Source organism: Shewanella gelidii (assembly GCF_014647855.1).
Lineage (GTDB): Bacteria > Pseudomonadota > Gammaproteobacteria > Enterobacterales > Shewanellaceae > Shewanella > Shewanella gelidii.
In genome coordinates, this window is sequence record NZ_BMPZ01000002.1 from 755,421 (window position 1) to 777,952 (window position 22,532).

Consider the following 22,532-nt stretch of genomic DNA (forward strand, 5'->3'; position numbering starts at 1 on the left):
TCAGTGCGAGCTTGGCTTTTATTATTTTTTATATTCACTCTGAGTTTTGGTGTGTGTGCAGCAAGTGATTATACCTTAGGTCCCGGTGATGAGATTGTTATTAAAGTGTATGGGCAAGATAACCTAGAACTCGAAACACAATTGACTGATAGTGGCACGGTAAATTACCCGTTTTTGGGAATGTTACAACTTAAAGGTCTAACGATTAAACAGGTAGAAAATGTGGTCTATCAAGGACTCAAAGGTGACTACCTCGTTGAACCTAGTGTTTATGTTGGTATCGTTAGTTATCGACCCTTTTATATTCATGGTGAAGTAAAAAAACCAGGTGGATACCCATATCAGCCAGGTATGACAACGAATCAGGCAGTTGCTTTAGCTGGTGGACTGACTGAAAGAGCGTCGACGGAAAAAATATTTATAACTCGTGAAGGTAGCAAAGATAAAGCGGAAACTGTGAGTTTAAATAGTCGAGTTAATGCTGGAGACACCATCGTTATAGAGCAGAGGTTTTTTTAATGAGTTCTTTTACATTATCTAAGCCTTCAGAACATGACGATGAAATTGATTTAACACGTTTATTTAAAGCTATAAATCGCGTCAAATGGCGAATTTTAGGCTTATCTTTGTTGGTAACCACTTTAAGTATTTTTGCATCGTTAAGTATGCAACCTATATATCAATCATCAGCAACGCTACTGATTGAAGCGCAGCAGGCTCGAGCAATCCAAATTGACGAAGTCTACGGCATAAACTCCGGTCAAGGAGAGTATTATTCAACGCAATTTGAAATTTTGAAATCTCGTTCAATTGCAGAGCGAGTTTATGATGATTTAAATTTAGCGAAGGTGTTTGAAGTAAAGCAAGAGCCTTCAATGTTAGCTAAGTTGCGCGCAATGTTATCCTTCTTGCCTCAGGAAATAGAGACTCGTACAGCTAGTGAGATTGCAAATATTAAACGAATCCAAATGCTGGATGTGTTTTCTAAAAATATAAAAATATCTCCAGTAAGTAATACACAACTTGTTCGAATAAGTTATCTAAGTCCTGACCCTAGACTCGCCGCTAAAGTGGCTAATGCTATTGGTGAAGCATATATCAACAGTCAATTAGAAGCGAAAGTCGGAATAACCCAAAAAGCGAATTCATGGCTCGGTGGTCGGTTGGGTGAGTTGCGGCATCGCCTAGACGCTTCGGAGCTCAAGTTAGAACAGTATAGGCATCAACATGGGTTGGTTGATTTAAAGGGGGTGACCTCTTTAGATGCGCAAGAGCTTGAGAGACTGAGTGATGAGATTACTGTCGCTCGTTCTCGATTTAATCAAGCTGAAAGTTTTATGCAAGTTGTACGCAAATACGGGGCATCAAATATTTCTCGGCTTGAAAGTCTTCCAGAAGTCACCTCTCATGCCTCCGTTCAAAATGTAAAAAAGGAAGCTATTCTTGTTGAACGAAAGGTTTCTGAGCTAAGTAAAGTATATGGTCCCAAACATCCTAAAATGATTGCTGCTCAAGCTGAGTTAGCCTCTGTAAAAGAGAGTTTAAGGTTACAAATCGGTCGCTTAGTGCAGGGGATTGAGGATGAGGCACAAACAGCCAAACAAAATCTTTTAGGTTTAGAACGTCAATTTGGTCAAGCAAAAAGTCAATTCCAGAGCTTAAGCTCGGTAGAAACGAATTACCGTCGATTAACTCGAGAAGTTGAAACGAATCGACAACTGTTCGAAAGCTTCCTTTCACGTCAGAAAGAAACCGAGGTTACTGGAGATTTTGATTCCCCTGTGGCTCGGTTTACTGATCGCGCAGTACTTCCCACATCTCCAGTTAAACCCAAAAAGAGCCTCATTGCGGTATTAGCTTTTATCGCGAGTTTAGGCGTTGGAGTTATGTTAGCCATCGTGCTTGATGTTTTTAATGACACAGTTAAATCACTAGAAGATGTTGAACTCATTTTGTCGCAGCGGGCGCTAGGCTATTTACCCAAATCTGAAAAACGAACGACTGAGGAACAACGGAGTTTCGCTTTTTTTGATAATGAGCAGAAATTGCACGCAGAGGCAGTTAGGTCGATTCGAACTTCTTTATCGCTACTCTCAATAGATAAGCCATTACAGGTCATCGAAGTAACCTCGTCATATCCTGGAGAGGGTAAAACCTCGGTGTCAATGAATTTGGGTTTTGCCTTTTCAGGTCTTGAAAGAGTACTGATTATCGATGCTGACATGCGTAAGCCAATGATTGGTAAACGTTTTGATTTACCTCCTTATCAAGCAGGCTTAGCAAATTACCTCTCAGGAACAGACGCATTGGATGATTGCATTGTGTGTGATGTGAGGGACAAAGTGGATGTAATGCCAGCGGGAGCTATTCCTTTAAACCCTTTGGAACTATTAGCATCGCCTCGGTTTGAACCAATGCTTGCGCAGTTAAAACAAACCTATAACAAAATTATAGTCGATACCCCACCAGTGCAAGCGGTGAGTGATCCACTCGTCTTGTTAAAATATACGGATGCTGTTGTTTTGACAGTTAAGGCAGAGCAAATACGTTCCGGAGCGATTAAGCAAACAATTGGACAAATTAATCAGGCTCAAGGAAGTATATCTGGTGTAGTTTTAAATCACTTTGACGTTAAAAATGCAAATAGCTATTACGGGCAATATGGATATTACCAAGCTTATGATGCCGAAGAGCCTGCCTAATGATTGACATGCACTGTCATATTCTACCTGGCATAGATGACGGTGCAAAGGATATGGCTGAATCCTTGTCTCTTGTGCAACTTGCGGTGGAGCAGGGGGTTAAGCGAATCGTCGCAACGCCGCACATTCAGCTGGGGCGATATGATAATACGTTAGGGATTATCGAAGCCAAATTGTTTCAACTTCGAACAGCTTTGAGTTATCTAAATCTTGATGTAGAGGTTAGTGCTGGAGCCGAAATTAGGATCTGCCCCGAGATTATGCTTTTAGTTCAGCAAAACCAGTTACCTTTTATCGGTTCATATGAAGGGGACAATGTAATGCTTATGGAACTACCCCATAGTCATGTTCCTCCAGGTACAGATAAGTTAATCAATTGGCTGATGAAAAATGGGGTTCGCCCCATGATTGCACACCCTGAGAGGAATCGAGAGTTTCAAGCTAACCCCAAGAAAATTGAACCTTTTATTCGGCAAGGCTGCTTGTTTCAGTTAACGGCTTCCGTATTAACTGGTGATATGGGAGATACTTCGCTCTCGTTAGCCAAAAAATGGTTATTGAATGATGTGTTTACAATCATTGCAACAGATAGTCATTCGGTTAAAAGAAGGCCTCCAAGGTTATTAGGTGCATTTCAAGAAGCATCTCGATTGCTTGGTGAGGAGAAAGCAATCGACTTGGTTTCTCATACCCCGCGACTAATTTCAGAAGTAAAGTTTAATTAGCCTATGAAATGGAATTTACACCAAGTGTCCGCAATCATTTTAGCCCTGACTGTTTTGGCGCTTGTTCCAACGATAGTTGATACTGGGCTAGCTAGCGCGTATCACTTTAAATCTCGGTTTTATATCGATAAATGGGTGTCTGAAAAAACAATAAATAAAGAACAGTTTGAAGATGCACATTTCGCTGCGACAAACGCCAATAGGCTTGATACTCGAAATCCGCATTATCAGTTAACACTCGTAAAAATTTTGGAGTGGGGGGCATATTCTCAGATAATGCCTATGGATATTCAAACTGCAAATGAGCTATATCAAACAGCAATAGAGTCGAGGCGTTTTTGGCCAAATGCTTATGCTGATTATGCATACAATTTAGCTTTTTATCAGGAAGATATTGAACGAGCTTGGCCGTACCTTATGCAAGGGCTTCGCTATGGGGGAAATTCGCCAGAGGTTTTGCGTCAAGCAATGGCTGTTGGTTTTTTTTCATGGAACCGTCTGACATTTCAGCAAAAAGCTAAAATTCTAATGATTACTGAAAAGGCTTTTTTATCAGTTAGCTCACTGAGAACCAGTTTGTTCCAATTAGCGGGCCAATATCAATTAAAAAGTGTGGTTTGCACCTTTCTTTTACAGCGTTCCGTTAACTTTTCTGCAAACGAAAGAGAGCAATTGGCTCTCTCCATGTGCAAGCAAGACCCAAACCAGAATGCTACTCGTTTAGCTCAAGCTCAAGGGAGCATCGTGTGAGCAGCTTCTCTTATATTGGTAAAAATGACAGGCGAGACAAAAAACAAGTTATTAATCGACTGGTTGAGCGATTCATTCTTGCTTTGCTTTTTGTGACGATTGTGTTGATGCCAATTCCGTTAGGTAGTAACCGAGCGTGGGCTTGGTCGCTTTTAGAACTTGTAATCGTGTTAGGAACTACACTTCATTGCATACTTAGCTTTAAAAATGGAAGGCCGTTGGTTCGAGAGTCTTGGCATTGGCAGCTAATTATTCCTTTAAGCCTATTTTGTAGCTACATCGCTCTGCAATATTTTGGGCTCAGCAGCCATATCGCCAGTATGGATCCATACCAGACATGGGTGTTGTTGTTGAAAAGCTTGAGTTTCACTTGTTTCGTGCTGTTGGTATGTAGCTATTGCACATCAGCTAAAAGGCTTAGATTATTTCTTACTGTGATTATTGTTTCTGGTTGTTTGCAGGCATTTTATGGCACCTTATTGAACCTTTTACAGTTTGAGTTATCGCCAATCTGGCAAGTTGCCGAAGGTGGGCGGGCAAGAGGATCGTTTGTTTATCCGAACCACTTTGCAAACTTCCTAGCATTGTGTCTAAGTCTTGCTGTTGGCTGGTTACTTTCAGAAATGAGTACTCAAAAGCGTCACCATAGTATTCGGGGGACTTTGCTTGCTTCGGTGAAGATGTTGCTCAGTCGTAAACTCATTTTACGTCTCGCTGTTATTATTATGATTATTGGCCTAATTCTTAGTCGCTCTCGTATGGGGAATGCTGGACTCTTCACTGCTCTGGGCGCCGTCGCGCTTCTGGCTTTGGTGATTTACCGTAATCCACCGCGATTACTGAAGCCTCTTGTCATCAGTATTTTTATTCTGGATATGATTATTGTTGGTTCAATGTTTGGTCTTGAAAAGGTCAAACAAAGAATCGAAGACACAAGTTTTGCCGCAGAGATCCGTGATGAAGTGGCCATGGATAGTTTGCCCATCATCGAGCAACATTGGTTATTTGGTACAGGTGGCGGCAGTTTTTATGGTGTGTTTCCAAATTATCAACCCAACATTTATTCGGGATTTTTCGATCATGCCCATAATGATTATATTCAATTCGCAGTTGAGTTTGGTGTAATTGTTACGGTTTTACTTGGTATGTGGGTGCTGTATGCATTGTTTCTTGCCTGTCGAAGTATGATGGTTCGTCAGGACAAATTGTATCGAGGGGTCGCCTTTGGGTGTGCAATGGCGATTGTGCATATGCTGATCCATAGTACCGTGGACTTCAATTTACAGTCACCATCCAACACTTTATTATTTTTGACGATTATTTGTATGTGTTACCTGGTGCGCTATCTACCTTCTGAAGCGAAAAGTCGGTAATGCGTTACTAGGAATCGTTTTATGTGGTGAATGTGAGTCTTTATATACAGCCCCTTCGGGGCTGTTTTTCGTTTTACTGCTTATGTTTGGCCGATTTGGTCTGGTATGAAAATAGATAAATCAGTATGCTAACACGCTTATTTTGTATGGAATTTGCTTGCGTGTGTCTCAGTAATGTAAAGACGCAACAGCGTTGTATGGAGTGGTTTATGGTCAGGCTTTGCACGGTGTTCATCGTTTTTTTATCGATGTTTTTACTCCCCATTACTCATGCGACACCGAGAGATAGTGGTGCGCAAGTCTCAGAGATATCAAATCAAGCTGCGCAACATACAAGCTCCGTTTATCATCAGGCAGCAATAGATTCGCTAGCCGAACTTGTCACTTATAAAACGGTGGCAAAGCCGGGGCTGACACCAACGACTAATCCAGAGTTTATTGGTTTTAAACAAGCATTAGCGCGTTTGAGCCAAGCTTTCGGTTTGGATTATAGTGACCACGGTTACGTGGTTTTAATTGGTTTAGGGCGTCAGCAAGACAAGGTTGGCGTGATTACCCACGGTGATGTTCAACCCGCTGATGCAGAACAGTGGCAGCATGACCCATACACACTTGATCAACACTCTGTTCCAGGGCGTTTAATTGCTCGTGGTACCGAAGATGATAAAGGTGCAATTGTGACGGCTTTATATGCCATGAAATCCATCAAAGAGCTTGGCATTGAGTTAGATAAGCGAATTGAACTGATGGTGTATATGGCGGAAGAGAGCAATTGGGATCCATTACGTGAATTTTTAAAAACGTTCACTCCTGCAGATATCAATATCACGATTGATGCGAAATATCCTGTCGTTACTGCGGAAAAGGGTTGGAGTAAAATTGCGTTTCAAATTCCGAATGTACTCAATTCTGCTCAATCAATAACCAATCAAAAAACCAATCAAAAAACCGACTCACAGCCTTTACTCACTTACTTTGGCGGTGGATATATTAGCAGCCAAGTCCCGCAGCAAGCGAAGGCCATTGTTCTTGGCGCAAATCAACAGATGATTTCGAAGTTAAAAGCGGCTGCTAAGACGCAGAATCAAATGCGTTATCGATTTGAAGCATCAAATAACAAAGTAACCATCTTCGCTGAGGGTAAAGCAACACACTCTTCAACCCCGCAGAATGGCGTGAATGCTTTAACGCACTTGGCGCAAGTGTTGTCAGAGTTTTCATGGCCGAAAAGTCAGGCCTCGTTAACGGTCGCGTTTGTAAATGACATGATAGGACTCGGCCTGTATGCCGAAAAATTTGGTGACATCGCCTATGCAGATAGCTTTATGGGCAAAATGACTTTAGCGCCGACAATCATTGAACAAACCGATACCGCCAGTAAAGTGAATATTAATCTTCGCCGACCAAGGGGAAAGTCTGCCGAATTGCTTGATGAGCAAACAATGAAAGCATTAGTGCAGTGGCAAAATGCCCGACAAGTTAAACTGCAGTCTATTGAAACCTATTGGGGGCAACCGTTAGTGGTTGAAGATGCTCCTCATTTATCGACACTTCTTAACGTATTTGAGCAGTACACCGGAATCTCAGATCCTCAACCTGTTTCAATTGGTGGTTCGACGAACAGTAAACTGTTTCCGAATGCGTTGAGCTTTGGCCCTGCGATGCCGGGTGTCGAATACACTGGGCATACTGAAAACGAGTTTATTACCGTAGAACAACTGCGACTGAATTTGAAAATGTATGCCGCAGTGTTAGTCGAGCTTGCGGGCAAGCCGAAGCGTTAAAGCGATCCATACTGCCGTATTGATGGTGGCTTACATGGGTTAGATTTAACAGTGTTTGACGAGGCTGAGTTTATTTGGCGCATTATGATTGATGGCCCAGTCAGTCACCACATTCGCGAAGATGACTCGTGTTAAAATTATTAATGTTTAGATGAGTTATAGGAAGCAGGCGAATATTAAAGCCTCGGCTAAAGATTTAACGCTTTGAATGAAAACTCCTATTTTTCAGCGTTAGCCTTTTCATCACCCATTGGTATGAATGGCTTGTGCTCGTTATTTTCATTATGAGCCAAGTGGTTACCAAGTGAGATGCCAACCAATTTGCTTAAGCTGTAGTTGCTCCTCTTCTAAATCGGCAATAAGTAATTCATCGTCGAGCTGAGCGTCGTCAAAAATCAACTGAATCGAATTATTCTTTTGTTTGAGCTGTGGTAATGCAATATGGTGGCGTCGTCCGAGATGCAATAATACTGAAAGTCGCAAACAAATAAGTAATGGCCAAATCTGTTGCTCTTCAATAAATTGAACTAGAGGTACTTCGCAGTCATAGAGCTTTTTACGGTGCCAGCGCACTAAAAATGCTAAAAATTGCTGCTCTTCTAGGTTAAATCCCGCCAAGTTAATATTCGATAGAATGTATTCGCCATGTTTGTGAATACTGCGATAGTTTATTTGCAAACCAATTTCATGAATTGCAGCAGCATAGCTCAACCAGCTTTTGTGCTCTGGGTGTTTGGCTTCAAAACAATGGTACAAATAGCCTGCACTTGCACGAATATGCTCACTATGAAGCTGATCCAGCTGATAGCTTATTTGCAGATGGTTAATACTGTGGAGTTGGATATCATGGTGGCGCTCTTTGTCTGCCATTTCATTCAACACACCTTCACGAAGTGCTGAATCGCAAAAGCTCATGCTTTTAATTTCTAACTGCTTGAAACATGCGATGAGAATGGCAAGTCCAGAAGGTAATACCTTGCGTCGAAGAGCGGCAAGATCTTCGTAAGGTAAGGCGTCGACATGTTGATGATCAATCAAGACATCGGCAAACTGGTTCAACTGATCTAACGTAATGCTTTGAGTTAAATCCCCTTGATGGATCAAACTTGTAATGGCTTTAACCGTCCCTGAACAGCCGAGAGCGCCTTTGAAATCAAGGCTAAGATAGCGCTTTTGTAGTACTTCTAACTGTTGTTCAGCGGCGAGAACTGCTTTTTTCATTCGTTTGGAAGTAATACTTCCATCTGGAAAGTAGCGTGATTGATAACTCACACAACCCATAGATAGACTTTCCATGGCAAAGGGCTTATGACCTTGGCCGACAATGAGTTCAGTACTACCACCGCCAATATCTATGACCAAACTGGGTAGGGTGATTTGCCGACTTTGACTAACACCGGCATAAATTAAACGGGCTTCTTCTTTCCCTGAAATGATTTCAATTGGATAATCAAGAACAGCTCTGGCTTGCTTGATGAAAAGCTTACGGTTCGGGGCTTGCCGCAGTGCAAAGGTTGCTACAATTCGAATATCATCAAAACGCATTTCAGAGAGTCGTTGACTATATTGCTTGAGACATTCAATTCCGCGGTCGATGGCTTTGGTGCATAAATTCCCTTGCTCATCTTGGTTTTCAGCCAACTGTACTCGTTGTTTAACTTTGTACATTGGCTGAATGTTACCGTTTACTTCACGGGCAATCCCTAAATGAAAGCTGTTTGAGCCTAAATCAATAGCGACGAGGAGCCGGCCATTTGCTACTTCTAGGGGATTTGCCATTCAATTAAACCTTTTTCTTTTCTAGTTCTTGCAGGTAATCATAGATTGCCATTTGTGAGCGACTTTTTTTCCGGTTGCCACGTTTAACATATTCATTGGATTGTGCTGCATCAATGATTCTTGCTTTCAATGTGTCTCTAAATTGGATATCGAGAATTTTTTTAATCTTTGCTTTCAGATCAGGATCATATATTGGGCAGCCAACTTCAATACGCTTATCAATATTTCTTGTCATCCAGTCGGCACTAGAAATGTACACCTTGTTGTCACCGGCGTTATTGAAAATCATCACGCGAGGATGCTCTAGGTAACGATCGACAATGGAGATGACCTGCATATTCTCTGAAACGCCATCAATGCCGGGAACTAATGAGCACATACCGCGAATAATCATTTTCACTTTCACGCCATTACGGGATGCATCGTATAAACGCTTGATGAGGCCTGTATCGTCAAGATTGTTAAGCTTTAAGGTGATACCGCTTGATTTACCGTTTAGCTGGTTAGCAATTTCGGTATCGATGAGGCTGTAGAGCTTACGGCGACTATCAACGGGAGAAATGATTAAGTGGTTGAACTTAAAACGTTTATAGCTGTGTTCAATAAACTCAAATACATTCTCTACTTCGTTGCTGATTTCTTCATGCTGAGTAAATAGTGCAAAGTCAGTATAGATTTTGGCTGTTTTCTCATGGAAGTTGCCCGTTCCGATATGGGCATAGTTTTTCAACTTACCTTCTTCCATGCGCTTGATCAAAATGAGCTTTGAGTGGATTTTCAGTGAAGGAATACCAAAACTAATTCTTACGCCATGGTCGGTTAACTGTTTCGCCCATGCCATATTCGCTTCTTCGTCAAAACGAGCCTGTAGTTCTACGACCACCAATACGTCTTTACCATTTTTAACGGCTTCGATCAGTGAGTGAACAATTTGTGATTGCTTTGCAACGCGGTAGATGTTGATTTTAATGGAGCGCACAGCGGGATCAAATGCGGCTTGTCGCATCATCTCTGTGACATGGTTAAATGCGTGGTAAGGGTAGTACAGCAAAATATCTTTATAGGTAATTGCCTCGAAAACATTACTGAATTGGTTAAACTGGCGATTCCGTAAGGGCTTCATTTTTTCGTTTTCAAGATACGAACGCCCAGGGTTGGGGAAACCGATAAAGTCTTCAAAGCAGTGGTAGCGCCCGCCGGGGATCATCGCATCCATACCTTTAATGCCGGTTTTCTCTTGAAGCATTTCAAGCATATGCTGGGGCATTTCACGATCAAAAATAAGGCTGACAGGCTCTGCCGTTAAGCGTTGTTTTAACCCTGAAGACATCTTCTCAACCATACTCAGTTCGATTTCGTTGGACAGGTTGTATTCTGCATCACGTGTGAGCTTGATTGAGAAACACTCAATGGTATCAAACTCAAAAAAGTCCATAAAAATGTCTTTTAAGAAATAGCGAATGATGTTGTCGAGCAGGATTATTGTTTTGCGCTTTTTGTTACCCGGCGTTGGAGGTAACTGGACAAACCGAGAGACATTTTTATTTGGGACTTCTATTAAACAGTAGTTCACGTGCTTTCCTTTACGGAAACTGGTGACCAAATAGGTAGATTCATCATCCAAATGGCGAATTAAGTCTGTGTGTTCTGTCACGACTAACGGCACTATATGACGGCGAATTTTGTCCTGAAAGTGTATTTTCAACCACTCATGTTGACTTTCTTCGATTTGATCTTCAGCGATAAGGAAAATGTTTCGACGTGCTAAATCGATGATCAGCTGGTTATAAATCTCATCAAACTTGGCCTGTAGCGACAACACCTTCCTATTGATATCTGATAAAAGAATGCGAGCTCTTTGACCGCTGCCTTTTGATTCATCGATAAGAATTTGTCTTCTAACATCCGCAACGCGTACCCGAAAGAATTCATCTTGGTTGCTCGAAAAAATGCCGAGAAACTTCACGCGCTCAATTACCGGTACAGATGTGTCAGCCGCTTCCTGTAAAACGCGCTCATTAAAAGATAGCCAGCTGAGTTCTTTTTCTAAATAGGGGTACTGGAATGGAACTGCCATCAATATCCGTCCTTAATTCTTTGATATTCAGACCATTTTCTGTCAGAAAAGTGTCATATTTATGAAGGTAGACTAACTTCTTCTATGTTGACCAGTTATTCTGACAGGCTTGAGTGCTGACTCACGATTTTGAAAATATTGAGTACCTAAATACTGCATAGGTCGAAGCGATTTTGTACAGGTATGTTTCGTGAAGGTGAATCAGCCTATTGTTCAGTAAAAAACTGAATGTCTTTACATTAATATTACATTCTAAAGTTGATTTAGCAATTCGATTGCCATGTTATCGACTATAACTTTTGTCTATAGCGGATGTTTGCTAAGTCAATGACTTTCATAGGGCTTGCTTGCAAATAGTTTAGGCAACATCAATAGGGGGCGTCGATTCGAATTGAGACGGGAATGATACTGACTAAGGCATGGTGCCGTCGATTAGAGCTCGTTTGATAGGGTAATTTAGTGATAGAAAGCGCTGAGCAAGCCCAACCTTAGTTAAAGGGGAGGTTGGGCGTTTGACGAGATGGGTTAACGACGATTACTCGGACGTTTTGGTCGTCTTGATTTCTGTTTTACAAAACCACCTTCTGGTTTGTGCTTTGCTTGACCAGAACCTGATTTTTTGTTCGGTTTTTTTGTCGACTTCTTTTTCGCTTGGGGAGCTTCTGATGATGAATTTTCTATGAGCTTGAATAAATCATATAGCTCTTGGTCATCGAGATCTCGCCATTCGCCGATAGGCAATCCCTTGAGATCCACATTCATAATCTTGGTGCGTTCAAGTTTGGTCACTTCATACTTGAAGTGCTCACACATGCGACGTATCTGTCGATTGAGCCCTTGAACAAGTGTAATTTTAAATGCGAAGGTCGAAACCTTACTGACTTTACATTTTTTGGTCATGGTGCCCAAAATTGGCACACCTTTCCCCATTTTCTGTATAAATTCATCAGTAATCGGTTTATCAACGGTGACGATGTAATCTTTATCGTGATTGTTGCCAGCACGAAGAATTTTATTAACGACATCGCCGTCATTGGTCAAAAAAATCAGGCCTTGGGAGTCTTTATCTAAACGTCCAATTGGAAAAATTCGGCTGCTATGATTTACAAAATCTACAATGTTGTTGCGCTCACTTCCTTCGGTAGTACTGACGACCCCGACAGGTTTGTTGAGTACGATAAACACTAACTCGCTATCGTCTCTGGGTTCAATCGGCTGACCATTGACCTTGACTAAATCTCCGGCTGCTACCTGATCACCCACTTTGGCCCGCTTGCCATTAATGTAAACATTACCTTGCTCTATATATCGGTCTGCATCCCTACGAGAACAGATCCCGCTTTCACTGATATATTTATTGAGGCGAGTGGTGGCGTTTTGCATGGTACGGTCCGTCTTCGGTCGCCTTGAATTTATCACGGCGTGGCTAGAAATAAGTGGCAAGATTTTAACACTAAACCTGAGTCAAGCGTTCAACAAAAGGATCGTACTTTGGAATAATTACAAAAAAGCCAGCATTTTTGCTGGCTTCTTATACAAATTGATGTTTGTGACTAACGATATCAGCTAGTCTTCTGCGTGATCACAAGTCTCGTTAGTGCAATGCCCATATAAGTATAAGCTATGGTTTGTTAGCTTAATATTATGCTTCATTGCGATTTCATCTTGACGACGCTCAATGACTTCATCTGAAAACTCAATAACCTTGCCGCATGAAAGACAAACCAAGTGGTCATGATGATGTGACGTTGACAGTTCAAACACTGCTTTACCACTTTCAAAGTGATGGCGAGTGACGATGCCTGCATCGTCGAATTGGTTGAGGACGCGGTATACCGTAGCTAGGCCAATTTCTTCACCTAAATCAAGTAACTTTTTATAAAGATCCTCGGCACTGATGTGCTGATTTTCAGGCCCTTGCATTAATTCTAAGATCTTGACTCGAGGCAAGGTGATTTTCAGGCCGGCTTTCTTTAGTGCTTGATTTCCATCTGTCATTGCTGATCTCTTGATTGCAGAACCTAAAGGTTCGTCCATGTAAGTTGGCTCATTATATGTGTTGATTTTGAAAACTTAAACCTCTAGTCCCACTTTATAGCTGGGAATGTCGACAAATTGTTTAGTTTTAGATCCAAATGTAATATTTTGCGAAGAAGGACACTTACATATAGTAAGGTTATACCAAGGCATAATGTCTATTTTTCAATTAATTGTTCAAACTGTAGCTTGAGCCAATAGTGGTAATTAATATGAAGGGCTGCCAATGTATCGACAGATTGTAATATTAACTGGCGCAGGGATCTCTGCAGAATCAGGGCTAAGAACGTTCAGAGATCAAGATGGTCTTTGGGAGCAACATCATATTGAAGATGTCGCGACCCCTGAAGGCTACGAGCGTGATCCGTTATTGGTAGAGCGATTTTATAATTCTCGATGGCAACAATTACATAGTGGTGATATAGAGCCTAATCCAGCACATCTTGCGCTGGCACGTCTGGAACAGGAATTTGATGGTGAATTGCTGTTAGTGACGCAAAACATTGATGATTTACACGAGCGTGCGGGCTCGCGTCGAATGTTGCACATGCATGGCGAGTTATCAAAAGGTCGATGTCCACGTTCTAGGCAGACATTCGTACTACGTGAGCCGTTTGGGGAGGACAACTGTTGCACATGTTGTATTCCTGCACAGCGATTACGACCCCATGTGGTTTGGTTTGGCGAAATGCCGATTGGTATGGATAGGATCCATGATGCGCTTGATCATTGTGACCTATTTATTGCGATTGGAACCTCTGGTACGGTCTACCCAGCAGCAGGTTTTGTTGACTCGGCAAATCACCATGGCGCGCAAACGGTCGAAGTCAATATTATGCCGATGGAAAGAAATAGTCATTTTCAGATCCACCTTCAAGGAAAAGCCAGCTCCGTTTTACCGCGGCTGATTGAAACGATATTATCGAAGCAATCGGTGACACCTTCTTTGGCATATGAAAACTAAAAATCAAACACTGATCGCCATCATTATGCGCGGTCTACCGGGAAGCGGTAAATCTTACTGGGTTCGCCATTATCTCGAGTCTTTATCGATAGAAGCCGCAATAGCTGCAAAACAACATGGTTACTTTTCAACGGATAGTTATTTTGAGTCGAATGGCAAGTATCGATTCGTTGGAGCGAAGCTTGCTGAATATCATCAATTGAATTTGACGGCTTTTATTGTTGCACTGAGCCAAAACCAACCCATTGTCATTTGTGACAATACCAATATGGCTCACTGGGAGTTCGCCGCTTACAAAGCTGCGGCAAAGAGTCACGGCTATCAAGTCAGAGAAATGCTTATTGGCGACCCAAAAGATGAGCTGCACCAGCAATTATGTGCACAACGAAATCAGCATCGGGTGCCATTGACTCAAATACAAAAAATGGCTCAATCTTTTGAAGATTGAGCCATTTTCAATTCAAACCTTTATTTTCCGCTTGATCATGCCGTAACGCTTGCTCATGTTTTTATGACAAAACCTCAATACCTTGAGCGCGCAGCATTTCGGACAGCAAAATGAGTGGCAAGCCCACTAAAGTATTCGGGTCTCTCCCTTCTAATGCATCAAACAATGCAATACCTAAGCCTTCACACATAAAGCTGCCTGCACATTGATAGGGTTGTTCTTTCATAAGATAGGCTTCAATTTGCGCATCGCTGAGCGTTCGAAATTGTACATGAAAAGGCTCTACGGCACTTTGCAAGGTGTTGGACTGCTTATGATACAGGGCTAACCCCGTGTAAAAGGTAATCCGTTGACCAGAGCAACGTTGGAGCTGGGCAACCGCGTTTGCATGCGTCAGGGGTTTACCTACGATCTCTTGCTCAATGACTGCCACTTGATCGGAACCGATAATGATACTGTCCGACGGAGACTTATCAGCGCCTGCTTTTGCTTTGGCAATCGCTAAACGTTCGACTAACTGCTGTGGTGATTCATTCTCTTGCGCTGTCTCATCTACATCAGGAGAGATACATGTAAAAGGTAGTGATAGTTTTTTTAAAAGGTTTTGTCTAAATGTTGATGTAGACGCTAAAATCAATCGGGATGACATGGTATTTCCTGCACATAAAGTGGCGGCAAAGTTGCGGTATTGTGCAGAAACGATCGCTGCGATCGCAAGGATTTGATGAATTCTAAGTCATATCATTAGAAACTATCACAAATGCCTCTATTTTAGGCGAGAATGACTTGTGAAACTGGCTTGGCTTGGGTAGAATTTTGCGCCTGTTAATTTCATTGTTGGTTTTAAAGCGCCTCGCATTCTCTGAAGTGAGACGATTGTCAGAAATAATCCTTTGACTCCAGCGATTTCAAACTATAATATGCGCGCCTTATGCAAACAGTAAAGATACCGGTTTCACTTGATCCAATTCGTGCAGCCACGAGTAAGTCCTCTTATCAAGGGGTTATTCCTGGTCAGCAACTTAAACGATTAAATGAGTTAAGTGCCGGCGACTGTTCCGATGTGACAGTGTCGTTGGAATGTGATGTCGATTTACAGGGGATAGTCTACCTGAAAGGGAAGGCTGTGACGGAGCTCACTCTGTTATGTCAACGTTGCATGACGCTATATACCACTGAGGTTACGGTCGACTTTTGTTTCAGTCCTTGTAAGACAGAAGCAGAAATCGATGAGCTCCCGGATGCGTATGACCCTATTGAGTGCAATGAAATTGGCGAAATACGTCTGCATCAATTGGTGGAAGACGAATTGATAGTGGCTATGCCTGTGATTCCCATGCATGATGATGAGTCGTGTAATAAAGGGTCTCAGGATATGTCCGTAGGCGAGATTGAAGCCGCTCAAGAGGAGCGTCCAAATCCGTTTGCAGTGTTAGAAAAACTGAAGAGCAAGTAATCTAGTAGGAGACAGGCCAATGGCTGTACAACAGAATAAAAAATCTCGTTCAAAGCGCGGCATGCGTCGTTCACATGATGCATTGAGCACAGCTCAACTATCTGTTGACGCAACAAGCGGTGAACTACACCTTCGTCACAACGTGACTGCTGACGGTTTCTACCGTGGCAAAAAGGTAATCAACAAGTAATTGTTGCTTAGCTTATGACTAATCTGACGCTCGCGTTAGATGCGATGGGTGGCGATCACGGCCCCCACGTAACAGTGCCTGCATCTATGCAGGCACTTAGTTTATATCCGTCTTTAAATTTTATATTGGTTGGTGATGAAAGCCTCATCTCCCCCCTAATTGCCAACTATCCCGCAGACCTCCTTTCTCGCATAGAAATCATCCATACCACGGAAGTGGTGAGTATGTCTGATCGACCCGTGCACGCATTAAGAAGCCGTAAGCAAAGTTCCATGCGTATCGTTCTCGAATTGGTTCGTGATGGTAAAGCTGATGCTTGTGTTAGTGCAGGTAATACTGGTGCATTGATGACGATGGCAAAGGTGTTGCTTAAAACACTTCCGGGCGTCGATAGACCCGCTTTAGTTAGCGCGCTACCAGCTATGAATGACAAGCCCGTTTATTTACTCGATCTTGGGGCCAATGTTTCTTGTGATTCTGAAACGCTGTTTCAGTTTGCCGTGATGGGCTCGGTCTTATGTGAAGTGGTGACAAAGCAAACATCACCTAAAGTCGCATTATTAAATGTTGGCGTCGAAGAAATTAAAGGCAACGATCAAGTTCAGCAAGCTGCCCAATACCTTCTTGATACACCACAGTTGAACTATACCGGCTATATTGAAGGCGATGAAATATACAATGGTGATGTTGATGTCATTGTATGTGATGGTTTTGTTGGCAATATTACGCTTAAAACATCCGAAGGGATTGCTCGCTTGCTGATTAGCCAGATCCAACATAGCCTCACCCAAGGCTTTTTTGTGCGTTTAATGGCCAAATTGATTGCGCCAAGGATTAAGGCTGGCTTAAATCAGATGAACCCCGACCACTACAATGGTGCAAGTCTGATAGGATTGCGCGGAATAGTAGTAAAAAGCCACGGTAACGCAGACCAAACCGCTTATTTACAAGCAATTAGTTTGGCTATCACCGAAGCTCAACGTCGACTTCCCGAGATGATTAAAGATCGTCTGGAATCGATTCTTTTAGACATAAACAACTGATACCTCCTTATGCATACAAAAATTCTCGGAACTGGTAGTTATCTTCCAGCGCAGGTGCGTAGCAATCAAGATTTAGAACAGATGGTCGAAACCAGTGACCAGTGGATTGTCGAGCGAACAGGAATATCTGAACGTCGTATCGCAAGCAATGACGAATCTGTAACCACCATGGGTCATCAGGCGGCACTTAAAGCGCTTGAAATGTCGGGTATTGACGCTCAAGAACTCGATATGATTATTTGTGGCACCACAAGTGCGGACAATGCCTTTCCTGCTGCAGCCTGTGAAATACAAGCGCTTTTAGGTGCGAAGAAAATCCCAGCTTTTGATATAGCGGCGGCGTGTTCGGGCTTTATTTATGCACTGTCAGTTGCTGACCAATTTATCAAAACGGGTGCTGCGAAAAAAATCCTAGTGATTGGTGCTGATGTGCTTTCTCGTTTGTGTGCACCAGAAGATAGAACCACGATTATTTTATTTGGTGACGGAGCAGGTGCCGCAGTCGTTGGTGCTTCACAAGAACCAGGAATCATCTCTACTCATATCTACGCGGAAGGCAGTAAAAGCGAATTGTTAAAGTGTGAGTTGCCAAATCGACTTGAAGGTAATAATGAAGGCGACACGCTGAATTACATTACAATGAAGGGCAATGAAGTCTTTAAAGTCGCTGTGACTCAGTTATCGCAAGTGGTGATGGAAACTTTGCGCCACAATAATATCGACAAATCTGAAATCGATTGGCTCGTTCCTCATCAGGCCAACTTCCGAATTATCAATGCAACCGCAAAGAAACTCGATATGAGTTTAGATAAAGTCGTGTTAACGCTGGCAAAGCATGGCAACACCTCTGCAGCTTCAGTGCCGATTGCACTTGATGAAGCCGTGCGCGATGGTCGAATCCAAAGGGGTCAACTCCTCTTGCTTGAGGCGTTTGGTGCTGGGTTTGCGTGGGGCAGTGCATTAGTGCGCTTTTAAGGCATCGGCTTATTCTGAGTTGAAATTAATAAACTATAGAAACTAAATAGATAAAGATGTGTCTGACTTTGAAGGTGCATCTTTTAATTCACTTAATTAGAGAGTTTTTTCATGGAAAATGTAGCATTTGTTTTTCCGGGCCAAGGTTCACAAACTGTCGGTATGCTTGCTGATTTAGCTGCTGAAAACACGATAGTAGTGGATACGTTTAATGAAGCCAGCCAAGTGCTTGGATATGACTTGTGGGAGCTAGTTCAAAACGGTCCTGCTGAAAAGCTTAATGAGACAGATAAAACCCAGCCAGCCTTGTTAACGGCGAGTGTGGCCATTTGGAGAGCCTATAAGGCGGCGAACAAGCCATTGCCGACTGTTGTTGCTGGTCATAGCTTAGGCGAATATTCCGCATTAGTTTGTGCTGGTGTCATTGATTTTGTGGATGCGGTTAAGCTCGTAGAACTTCGAGGTCAATTGATGCAACAAGCCGTGCCTGCTGGCACAGGTGCTATGTTTGCCATTATTGGTCTTGCTGATGACGCAATTGCTAAAGCTTGTGAAGATAGCGCCGAAGGGGATGTCGTTAGTCCGGTGAATTTTAATAGCCCAGGTCAAGTGGTTATTGCCGGTGAAAAAAATGCAGCAGAGCGCGCAGCAGCGGCCTGTAAAGAAGCTGGCGCCAAAATGGCCGTTGCACTTCCAGTGAGTGTGCCGTCTCATTGTGACCTAATGAAGCCAGCAGCAGATAAGCTTGCCGAAGCATTAAAGAATATTCAGTTCAACTCACCGAGCATCCAAGTGATTAATAATGTGGATGTTGAAAGCCCGCAAAGTGAAGAAGAGATTAAAAATGCGCTCGTGCGCCAGCTTTATCGTCCTGTTCGCTGGTCTGAAACCGTGAATAAGATGGGTGAAATGGGTGTTGAACAACTTGTTGAGTGTGGACCTGGCAAAGTATTAACCGGTCTAACCAAAAGAATTAATAAGTCAATTTCAGCGAAAGCTGTAAACAATCTTGCTTCGTTTGCAAGTTTGATTGAATAAAGGAGCTGTAAATGAGCGTTAGCATAGATTTAACCGGTAAAGTAGCCCTTGTTACGGGTGCGAGCCGTGGTATTGGCCGCGCCACTGCAGAGACATTAGTCGAAGCGGGTGCTGTTGTTATCGGTACTGCCACCAGTGAGCGTGGTGCTGCTGCGATTCAGGAGTATTTAGGTGACAAAGGCCATGGGCTTGTCTTAAATGTTACTGATGCGCAATCGGTGAAAGATTTATTTGCTTCGATCAAAGAAAAAGCTGGTGAAGTTGATATCCTTGTCAACAATGCTGGTATCACTCGTGATAACTTGCTGATGCGAATGAAAGATGACGAGTGGACAGATATCATCGATACTAACCTGACTTCGTTGTTTAGATTGTCTAAGTCAGTGATGCGCCCGATGATGAAAAAACGTCAAGGTCGTATTATCAATATCGGCTCAGTTGTTGGCTCAATGGGTAACCCTGGTCAAACAAACTACTGTGCAGCGAAAGCCGGCTTGATTGGTTTTACTAAATCGTTAGCGAAAGAAGTCGCATCACGAAACATTACTGTGAACGCTATAGCGCCAGGTTTTATTCAAACCGATATGACCGATGAGCTTAACGAAGACCAGCAAAAAGCGATTATGTCGCAGGTGCCAATGGAAAGATTGGGACAAGCACAAGAAATTGCCAATGCAGTATTATTTTTAGCTTCAGATTCTGCTGCCTACATCACAGGGGAAACCTTGCATGTGAACGGCGGGATGTATATGGTTTAATAGCGTATCTTTGGGTTTGATTGTGCTGCTTACTTATCGAGGCACAGACGCAAATAACTCAAATTCGTGGTTAGACCACAAAAACTATGCTTGCAAAGTCTGCCAAATTGAATAAACTACTCGCAATCTTACGCAAGTGCGTAATTTGAATAGGAAAGAAAACTAATGAGCAACATCGAAGAACGTGTAAAGAAAATCATTATCGAGCAACTGGGCGTTAAAGAAGAAGACGTTAAGCCAGCAGCTTCTTTTGTAGATGACTTGGGTGCAGATTCTCTGGACACTGTTGAGTTAGTTATGGCTCTTGAAGAAGAGTTTGACACTGAGATCCCTGATGAAGAAGCAGAAAAGATCACTACTGTACAAGCAGCGATCGATTACGTTTCTAAGAATCAGTAATCTAGAATTCTAGAAAACAGGCGGCATTTTTGCCGCCTGTTTTTGTTTGTACTCCTACCAAGATTATTTCTATCCACAGCACACTGCTTCTGTTACAGCATAAAACATTGAACGATAGAAATTTTCGATGAGTTTACACAATCAGTATGATGAGGTGAAAAACGTGTCTAAACGTCGTGTTGTAGTCACAGGACTAGGCCTAGTTAGCCCAGTGGGAAATACCGTTGATTCTTCATGGAAAGCACTCCTTTCAGGTAAGAGTGGTATTGCTCCAATTACTAAGTTTGACGCGAGTGAGCTCACGACTCGCTTTAGTGGCTCGGTCAAAGATTTTGATGTAGAGCAGTATCTGTCTAAAAAAGATGCTCGTAAAATGGATTTGTTTATCCAATACGGTATGGCCGCAGGCATTCAAGCGATGGATGATGCCGGTATTGATATGAGCAAAGAAAACCCTGCTCGCGTTGGTACTGCGATAGGTGCTGGTATGGGTGGAATGCACTTAATTGAGCAAAACCATCGCGCTTATTTGAAAAGCGGTGCCCGTAAAATATCGCCATTTTTTGTGCCAAGCACCATCATCAATATGATCGCGGGTCATCTTTCAATTAAGTATGGCATGACTGGCCCTAACTTTGCCGTGACCACAGCATGTACGACAGGTGTTCATAATATTGGCTTCGCTGCCCGTACCATTGCATATGGTGATGCTGATGTAATGGTAGCAGGTGGTGCTGAAGATGTGACTTGTCCATTGGGTGTCGGTGGTTTTGCCGCGGCGAAAGCACTGTCTACTCGCAATGATGATCCTCAAGCGGCTAGCCGACCATGGGACAAAGATCGTGATGGATTTGTGATAGGTGATGGCGCTGGTGTGATGGTCATGGAAGAGTACGAACATGCCAAGGCGCGTGGTGCCACCATTTACGGTGAACTGGTCGGCTTTGGCATGAGTGGTGACGCTTTCCATATGACTTCGCCACCAAGTGATGGTTCTGGCGCTGCTGCTGCAATGGCAAATGCGATTAACGACGCCAAGATAGCGAAAGAGTTAGTGGGTTATATTAATGCGCACGGAACTTCAACACCAGCAGGTGATAAAGCGGAAGCTGCTGCGGTGAAATCAACATTTGGCGATCATGCCTATGATCTGTTAGTGAGCTCCACGAAGTCGATGACAGGGCACTTACTCGGTGCTGCGGGGTCGGTTGAGGCGATTATTACGTTACTGGCACTTAAAGATCAGCAAGTTCCACCGACATTGAATCTGGATAATCCAGATGAAGGTTGTGATTTAGATTTTGTTGCGCATACCGCACGAGATCACCAATTTGATTACGCATTATGTAACTCATTTGGTTTTGGTGGTACGAATGGTTCTTTGCTCTTTAAGAAAATCTAGTTTTAAATGAGCATTAACTTGAAAAGCGCCCATGTGGCGCTTTTTTTATTTGGAATATCAAGCAAGTCACGTAGACTGAAAATGAAGCAACAGTGAGGAGTAAGTGCGATGGCTGGGATAGAAAGAGAGATAACATTACGTTTTCTTGCGGAGCCTGCGGATGTCAACTTTGGTGGCAAGGTACACGGCGGTGCAGTGATGAAGTGGATTGACCTTGCGGCATATGCGTGTGGCGCAGGTTGGAGTGGCAAATATTGCATCACTGCTTATGCCGGCGGCATTCGTTTTTTAAAGCCGATTCACGTAGGGAATATTGTTGAAGTTACAGGTAAGGTTATCTATACCGGAAGAACGTCCATGCATATTGGCATCGACGTCAAGGCGGGAGAACCAACAAGCCCATTAAAGCAGCTAACCACCCATTGCGTTGTGATTATGGTGGCCGTTGATGAATCCGGGGTTGCAACGCAGGTTCCTGAGTGGGTGCCAACATCTGAAAAGGATATTAAACTCCGTGAATCGGCAATTACTTTGATGCAAATGCGGAAAAAAATTGGTGATGAAATGGCGGCTCACGTCGCTGAATAGTACTGATTTAATCTTGCATATTTCTTGGTGACTTTTGTTTATTC

Annotated in this window: 22 protein-coding genes; 17 read left to right on the forward strand and 5 right to left on the reverse strand. The window is 42.8% G+C overall.

What is annotated here, in order from left to right; translation table 11 throughout:
• Positions 1-3 precede the first annotated feature (3 nt).
• The 6 genes from IEY18_RS06825 to IEY18_RS06850 all read left to right on the forward strand — a co-directional run bounded on the left by IEY18_RS06825 (position 4) and on the right by IEY18_RS06850 (position 7,334).
• The gene (locus IEY18_RS06825; protein ID WP_188919078.1) at positions 4-519 is read left to right on the forward strand and encodes a polysaccharide biosynthesis/export family protein; all 516 of its coding nucleotides are present in this window, start codon (positions 4-6) and stop codon (positions 517-519) included.
• Positions 519-2,702, forward strand: coding sequence for a GumC family protein (locus tag IEY18_RS06830; RefSeq protein WP_188919080.1), 2,184 nt, complete (start codon positions 519-521; stop codon positions 2,700-2,702). Before IEY18_RS06825 ends, IEY18_RS06830 begins: the two co-directional genes overlap by 1 nt.
• On the forward strand, positions 2,702-3,427 hold the full coding sequence (locus IEY18_RS06835) for a tyrosine-protein phosphatase (RefSeq protein ID WP_188919082.1): 726 nt from the start codon (positions 2,702-2,704) through the stop codon (positions 3,425-3,427). The genes IEY18_RS06830 and IEY18_RS06835 overlap by 1 nt, the downstream gene beginning before the upstream one ends.
• Before the next feature lie 3 nt (positions 3,428-3,430).
• Positions 3,431-4,177 carry a hypothetical protein gene (locus IEY18_RS06840; RefSeq protein ID WP_188919084.1) on the forward strand — a complete coding sequence of 249 codons (747 nt, stop codon included), beginning with the start codon at positions 3,431-3,433 and terminating at the stop codon, positions 4,175-4,177.
• Positions 4,174-5,550, forward strand: coding sequence for an O-antigen ligase family protein (locus tag IEY18_RS06845; protein ID WP_229779759.1), 1,377 nt, complete (start codon positions 4,174-4,176; stop codon positions 5,548-5,550). Before IEY18_RS06840 ends, IEY18_RS06845 begins: the two co-directional genes overlap by 4 nt.
• A 209-nt stretch (positions 5,551-5,759) precedes the next feature.
• On the forward strand, positions 5,760-7,334 hold the full coding sequence (locus tag IEY18_RS06850) for a dipeptidase (RefSeq protein ID WP_229779760.1): 1,575 nt from the start codon (positions 5,760-5,762) through the stop codon (positions 7,332-7,334).
• A 297-nt stretch (positions 7,335-7,631) separates the two neighbouring features.
• Here IEY18_RS06850 and IEY18_RS06855 read toward each other — a convergent pair whose 3' ends face one another.
• The 4 genes from IEY18_RS06855 to fur form a co-directional block, all read right to left on the reverse strand.
• Positions 7,632-9,113 (reverse strand): Ppx/GppA phosphatase family protein, encoded by a 1,482-nt coding sequence (locus IEY18_RS06855; protein WP_188919086.1) that lies wholly within the window; start codon positions 9,111-9,113, stop codon positions 7,632-7,634.
• Positions 9,114-9,117: 4 nt separating this feature from the next.
• Positions 9,118-11,190, reverse strand: coding sequence for a polyphosphate kinase 1 (ppk1, locus tag IEY18_RS06860; protein WP_188919088.1), 2,073 nt, complete (start codon positions 11,188-11,190; stop codon positions 9,118-9,120).
• A 525-nt stretch (positions 11,191-11,715) separates the two neighbouring features.
• Entirely contained in the window at positions 11,716-12,573 is an 858-nt protein-coding gene (rluF, locus tag IEY18_RS06865; RefSeq protein ID WP_188919090.1) for a 23S rRNA pseudouridine(2604) synthase RluF, read from the reverse strand.
• A gap of 183 nt (positions 12,574-12,756) precedes the next feature.
• The gene (fur, locus tag IEY18_RS06870) at positions 12,757-13,188 is read right to left on the reverse strand and encodes a ferric iron uptake transcriptional regulator (RefSeq protein WP_188919222.1); all 432 of its coding nucleotides are present in this window, start codon (positions 13,186-13,188) and stop codon (positions 12,757-12,759) included.
• Between the two features lie 265 nt (positions 13,189-13,453).
• On the opposite strand from fur, the gene cobB reads away from it, so the two are divergent.
• A complete protein-coding gene (gene cobB / locus IEY18_RS06875; protein ID WP_188919092.1) occupies positions 13,454-14,191 on the forward strand; it encodes a Sir2 family NAD+-dependent deacetylase in 738 nt (245 codons plus the stop codon).
• Positions 14,181-14,639: an ATP-binding protein gene (locus IEY18_RS06880; protein WP_188919094.1), complete on the forward strand. Its 459-nt coding sequence runs from the start codon at positions 14,181-14,183 to the stop codon at positions 14,637-14,639. Before cobB ends, IEY18_RS06880 begins: the two co-directional genes overlap by 11 nt.
• 61 nt (positions 14,640-14,700) lie before the next feature.
• Here the strand turns inward: IEY18_RS06880 and IEY18_RS06885 are convergent, their stop codons facing one another.
• Positions 14,701-15,288: a Maf family protein gene (locus tag IEY18_RS06885; protein WP_188919096.1), complete on the reverse strand. Its 588-nt coding sequence runs from the start codon at positions 15,286-15,288 to the stop codon at positions 14,701-14,703.
• Between the two features lie 282 nt (positions 15,289-15,570).
• Between IEY18_RS06885 and yceD the strand changes: the two genes are divergently transcribed.
• The 9 genes from yceD to IEY18_RS06930 all read left to right on the forward strand — a co-directional run bounded on the left by yceD (position 15,571) and on the right by IEY18_RS06930 (position 22,488).
• Positions 15,571-16,095 (forward strand): 23S rRNA accumulation protein YceD, encoded by a 525-nt coding sequence (gene yceD, locus IEY18_RS06890; protein ID WP_188919098.1) that lies wholly within the window; start codon positions 15,571-15,573, stop codon positions 16,093-16,095.
• A gap of 19 nt (positions 16,096-16,114) precedes the next feature.
• Complete coding sequence (rpmF, locus tag IEY18_RS06895; protein WP_011496728.1) at positions 16,115-16,285, forward strand: 50S ribosomal protein L32; 171 nt, start codon at positions 16,115-16,117, stop codon at positions 16,283-16,285.
• Between the two features lie 14 nt (positions 16,286-16,299).
• Positions 16,300-17,328, forward strand: coding sequence for a phosphate acyltransferase PlsX (gene plsX / locus IEY18_RS06900; protein ID WP_188919100.1), 1,029 nt, complete (start codon positions 16,300-16,302; stop codon positions 17,326-17,328).
• A gap of 9 nt (positions 17,329-17,337) precedes the next feature.
• A complete protein-coding gene (locus tag IEY18_RS06905) occupies positions 17,338-18,303 on the forward strand; it encodes a beta-ketoacyl-ACP synthase III (protein WP_188919102.1) in 966 nt (321 codons plus the stop codon).
• Between the two features lie 111 nt (positions 18,304-18,414).
• Positions 18,415-19,341, forward strand: a complete 927-nt coding sequence (gene fabD / locus IEY18_RS06910; RefSeq protein WP_188919104.1) for an ACP S-malonyltransferase — start codon at positions 18,415-18,417, stop codon at positions 19,339-19,341.
• A gap of 11 nt (positions 19,342-19,352) precedes the next feature.
• Positions 19,353-20,099, forward strand: coding sequence for a 3-oxoacyl-ACP reductase FabG (gene fabG / locus IEY18_RS06915; protein WP_188919105.1), 747 nt, complete (start codon positions 19,353-19,355; stop codon positions 20,097-20,099).
• 165 nt (positions 20,100-20,264) lie between these two features.
• Complete coding sequence (gene acpP, locus IEY18_RS06920) at positions 20,265-20,498, forward strand: acyl carrier protein (RefSeq protein ID WP_011865403.1); 234 nt, start codon at positions 20,265-20,267, stop codon at positions 20,496-20,498.
• 163 nt (positions 20,499-20,661) lie between these two features.
• The gene (gene fabF / locus IEY18_RS06925) at positions 20,662-21,900 is read left to right on the forward strand and encodes a beta-ketoacyl-ACP synthase II (RefSeq protein ID WP_188919108.1); all 1,239 of its coding nucleotides are present in this window, start codon (positions 20,662-20,664) and stop codon (positions 21,898-21,900) included.
• A 108-nt stretch (positions 21,901-22,008) separates the two neighbouring features.
• Positions 22,009-22,488, forward strand: a complete 480-nt coding sequence (locus IEY18_RS06930; protein ID WP_188919109.1) for an acyl-CoA thioesterase — start codon at positions 22,009-22,011, stop codon at positions 22,486-22,488.
• Positions 22,489-22,532 lie beyond the last annotated feature (44 nt).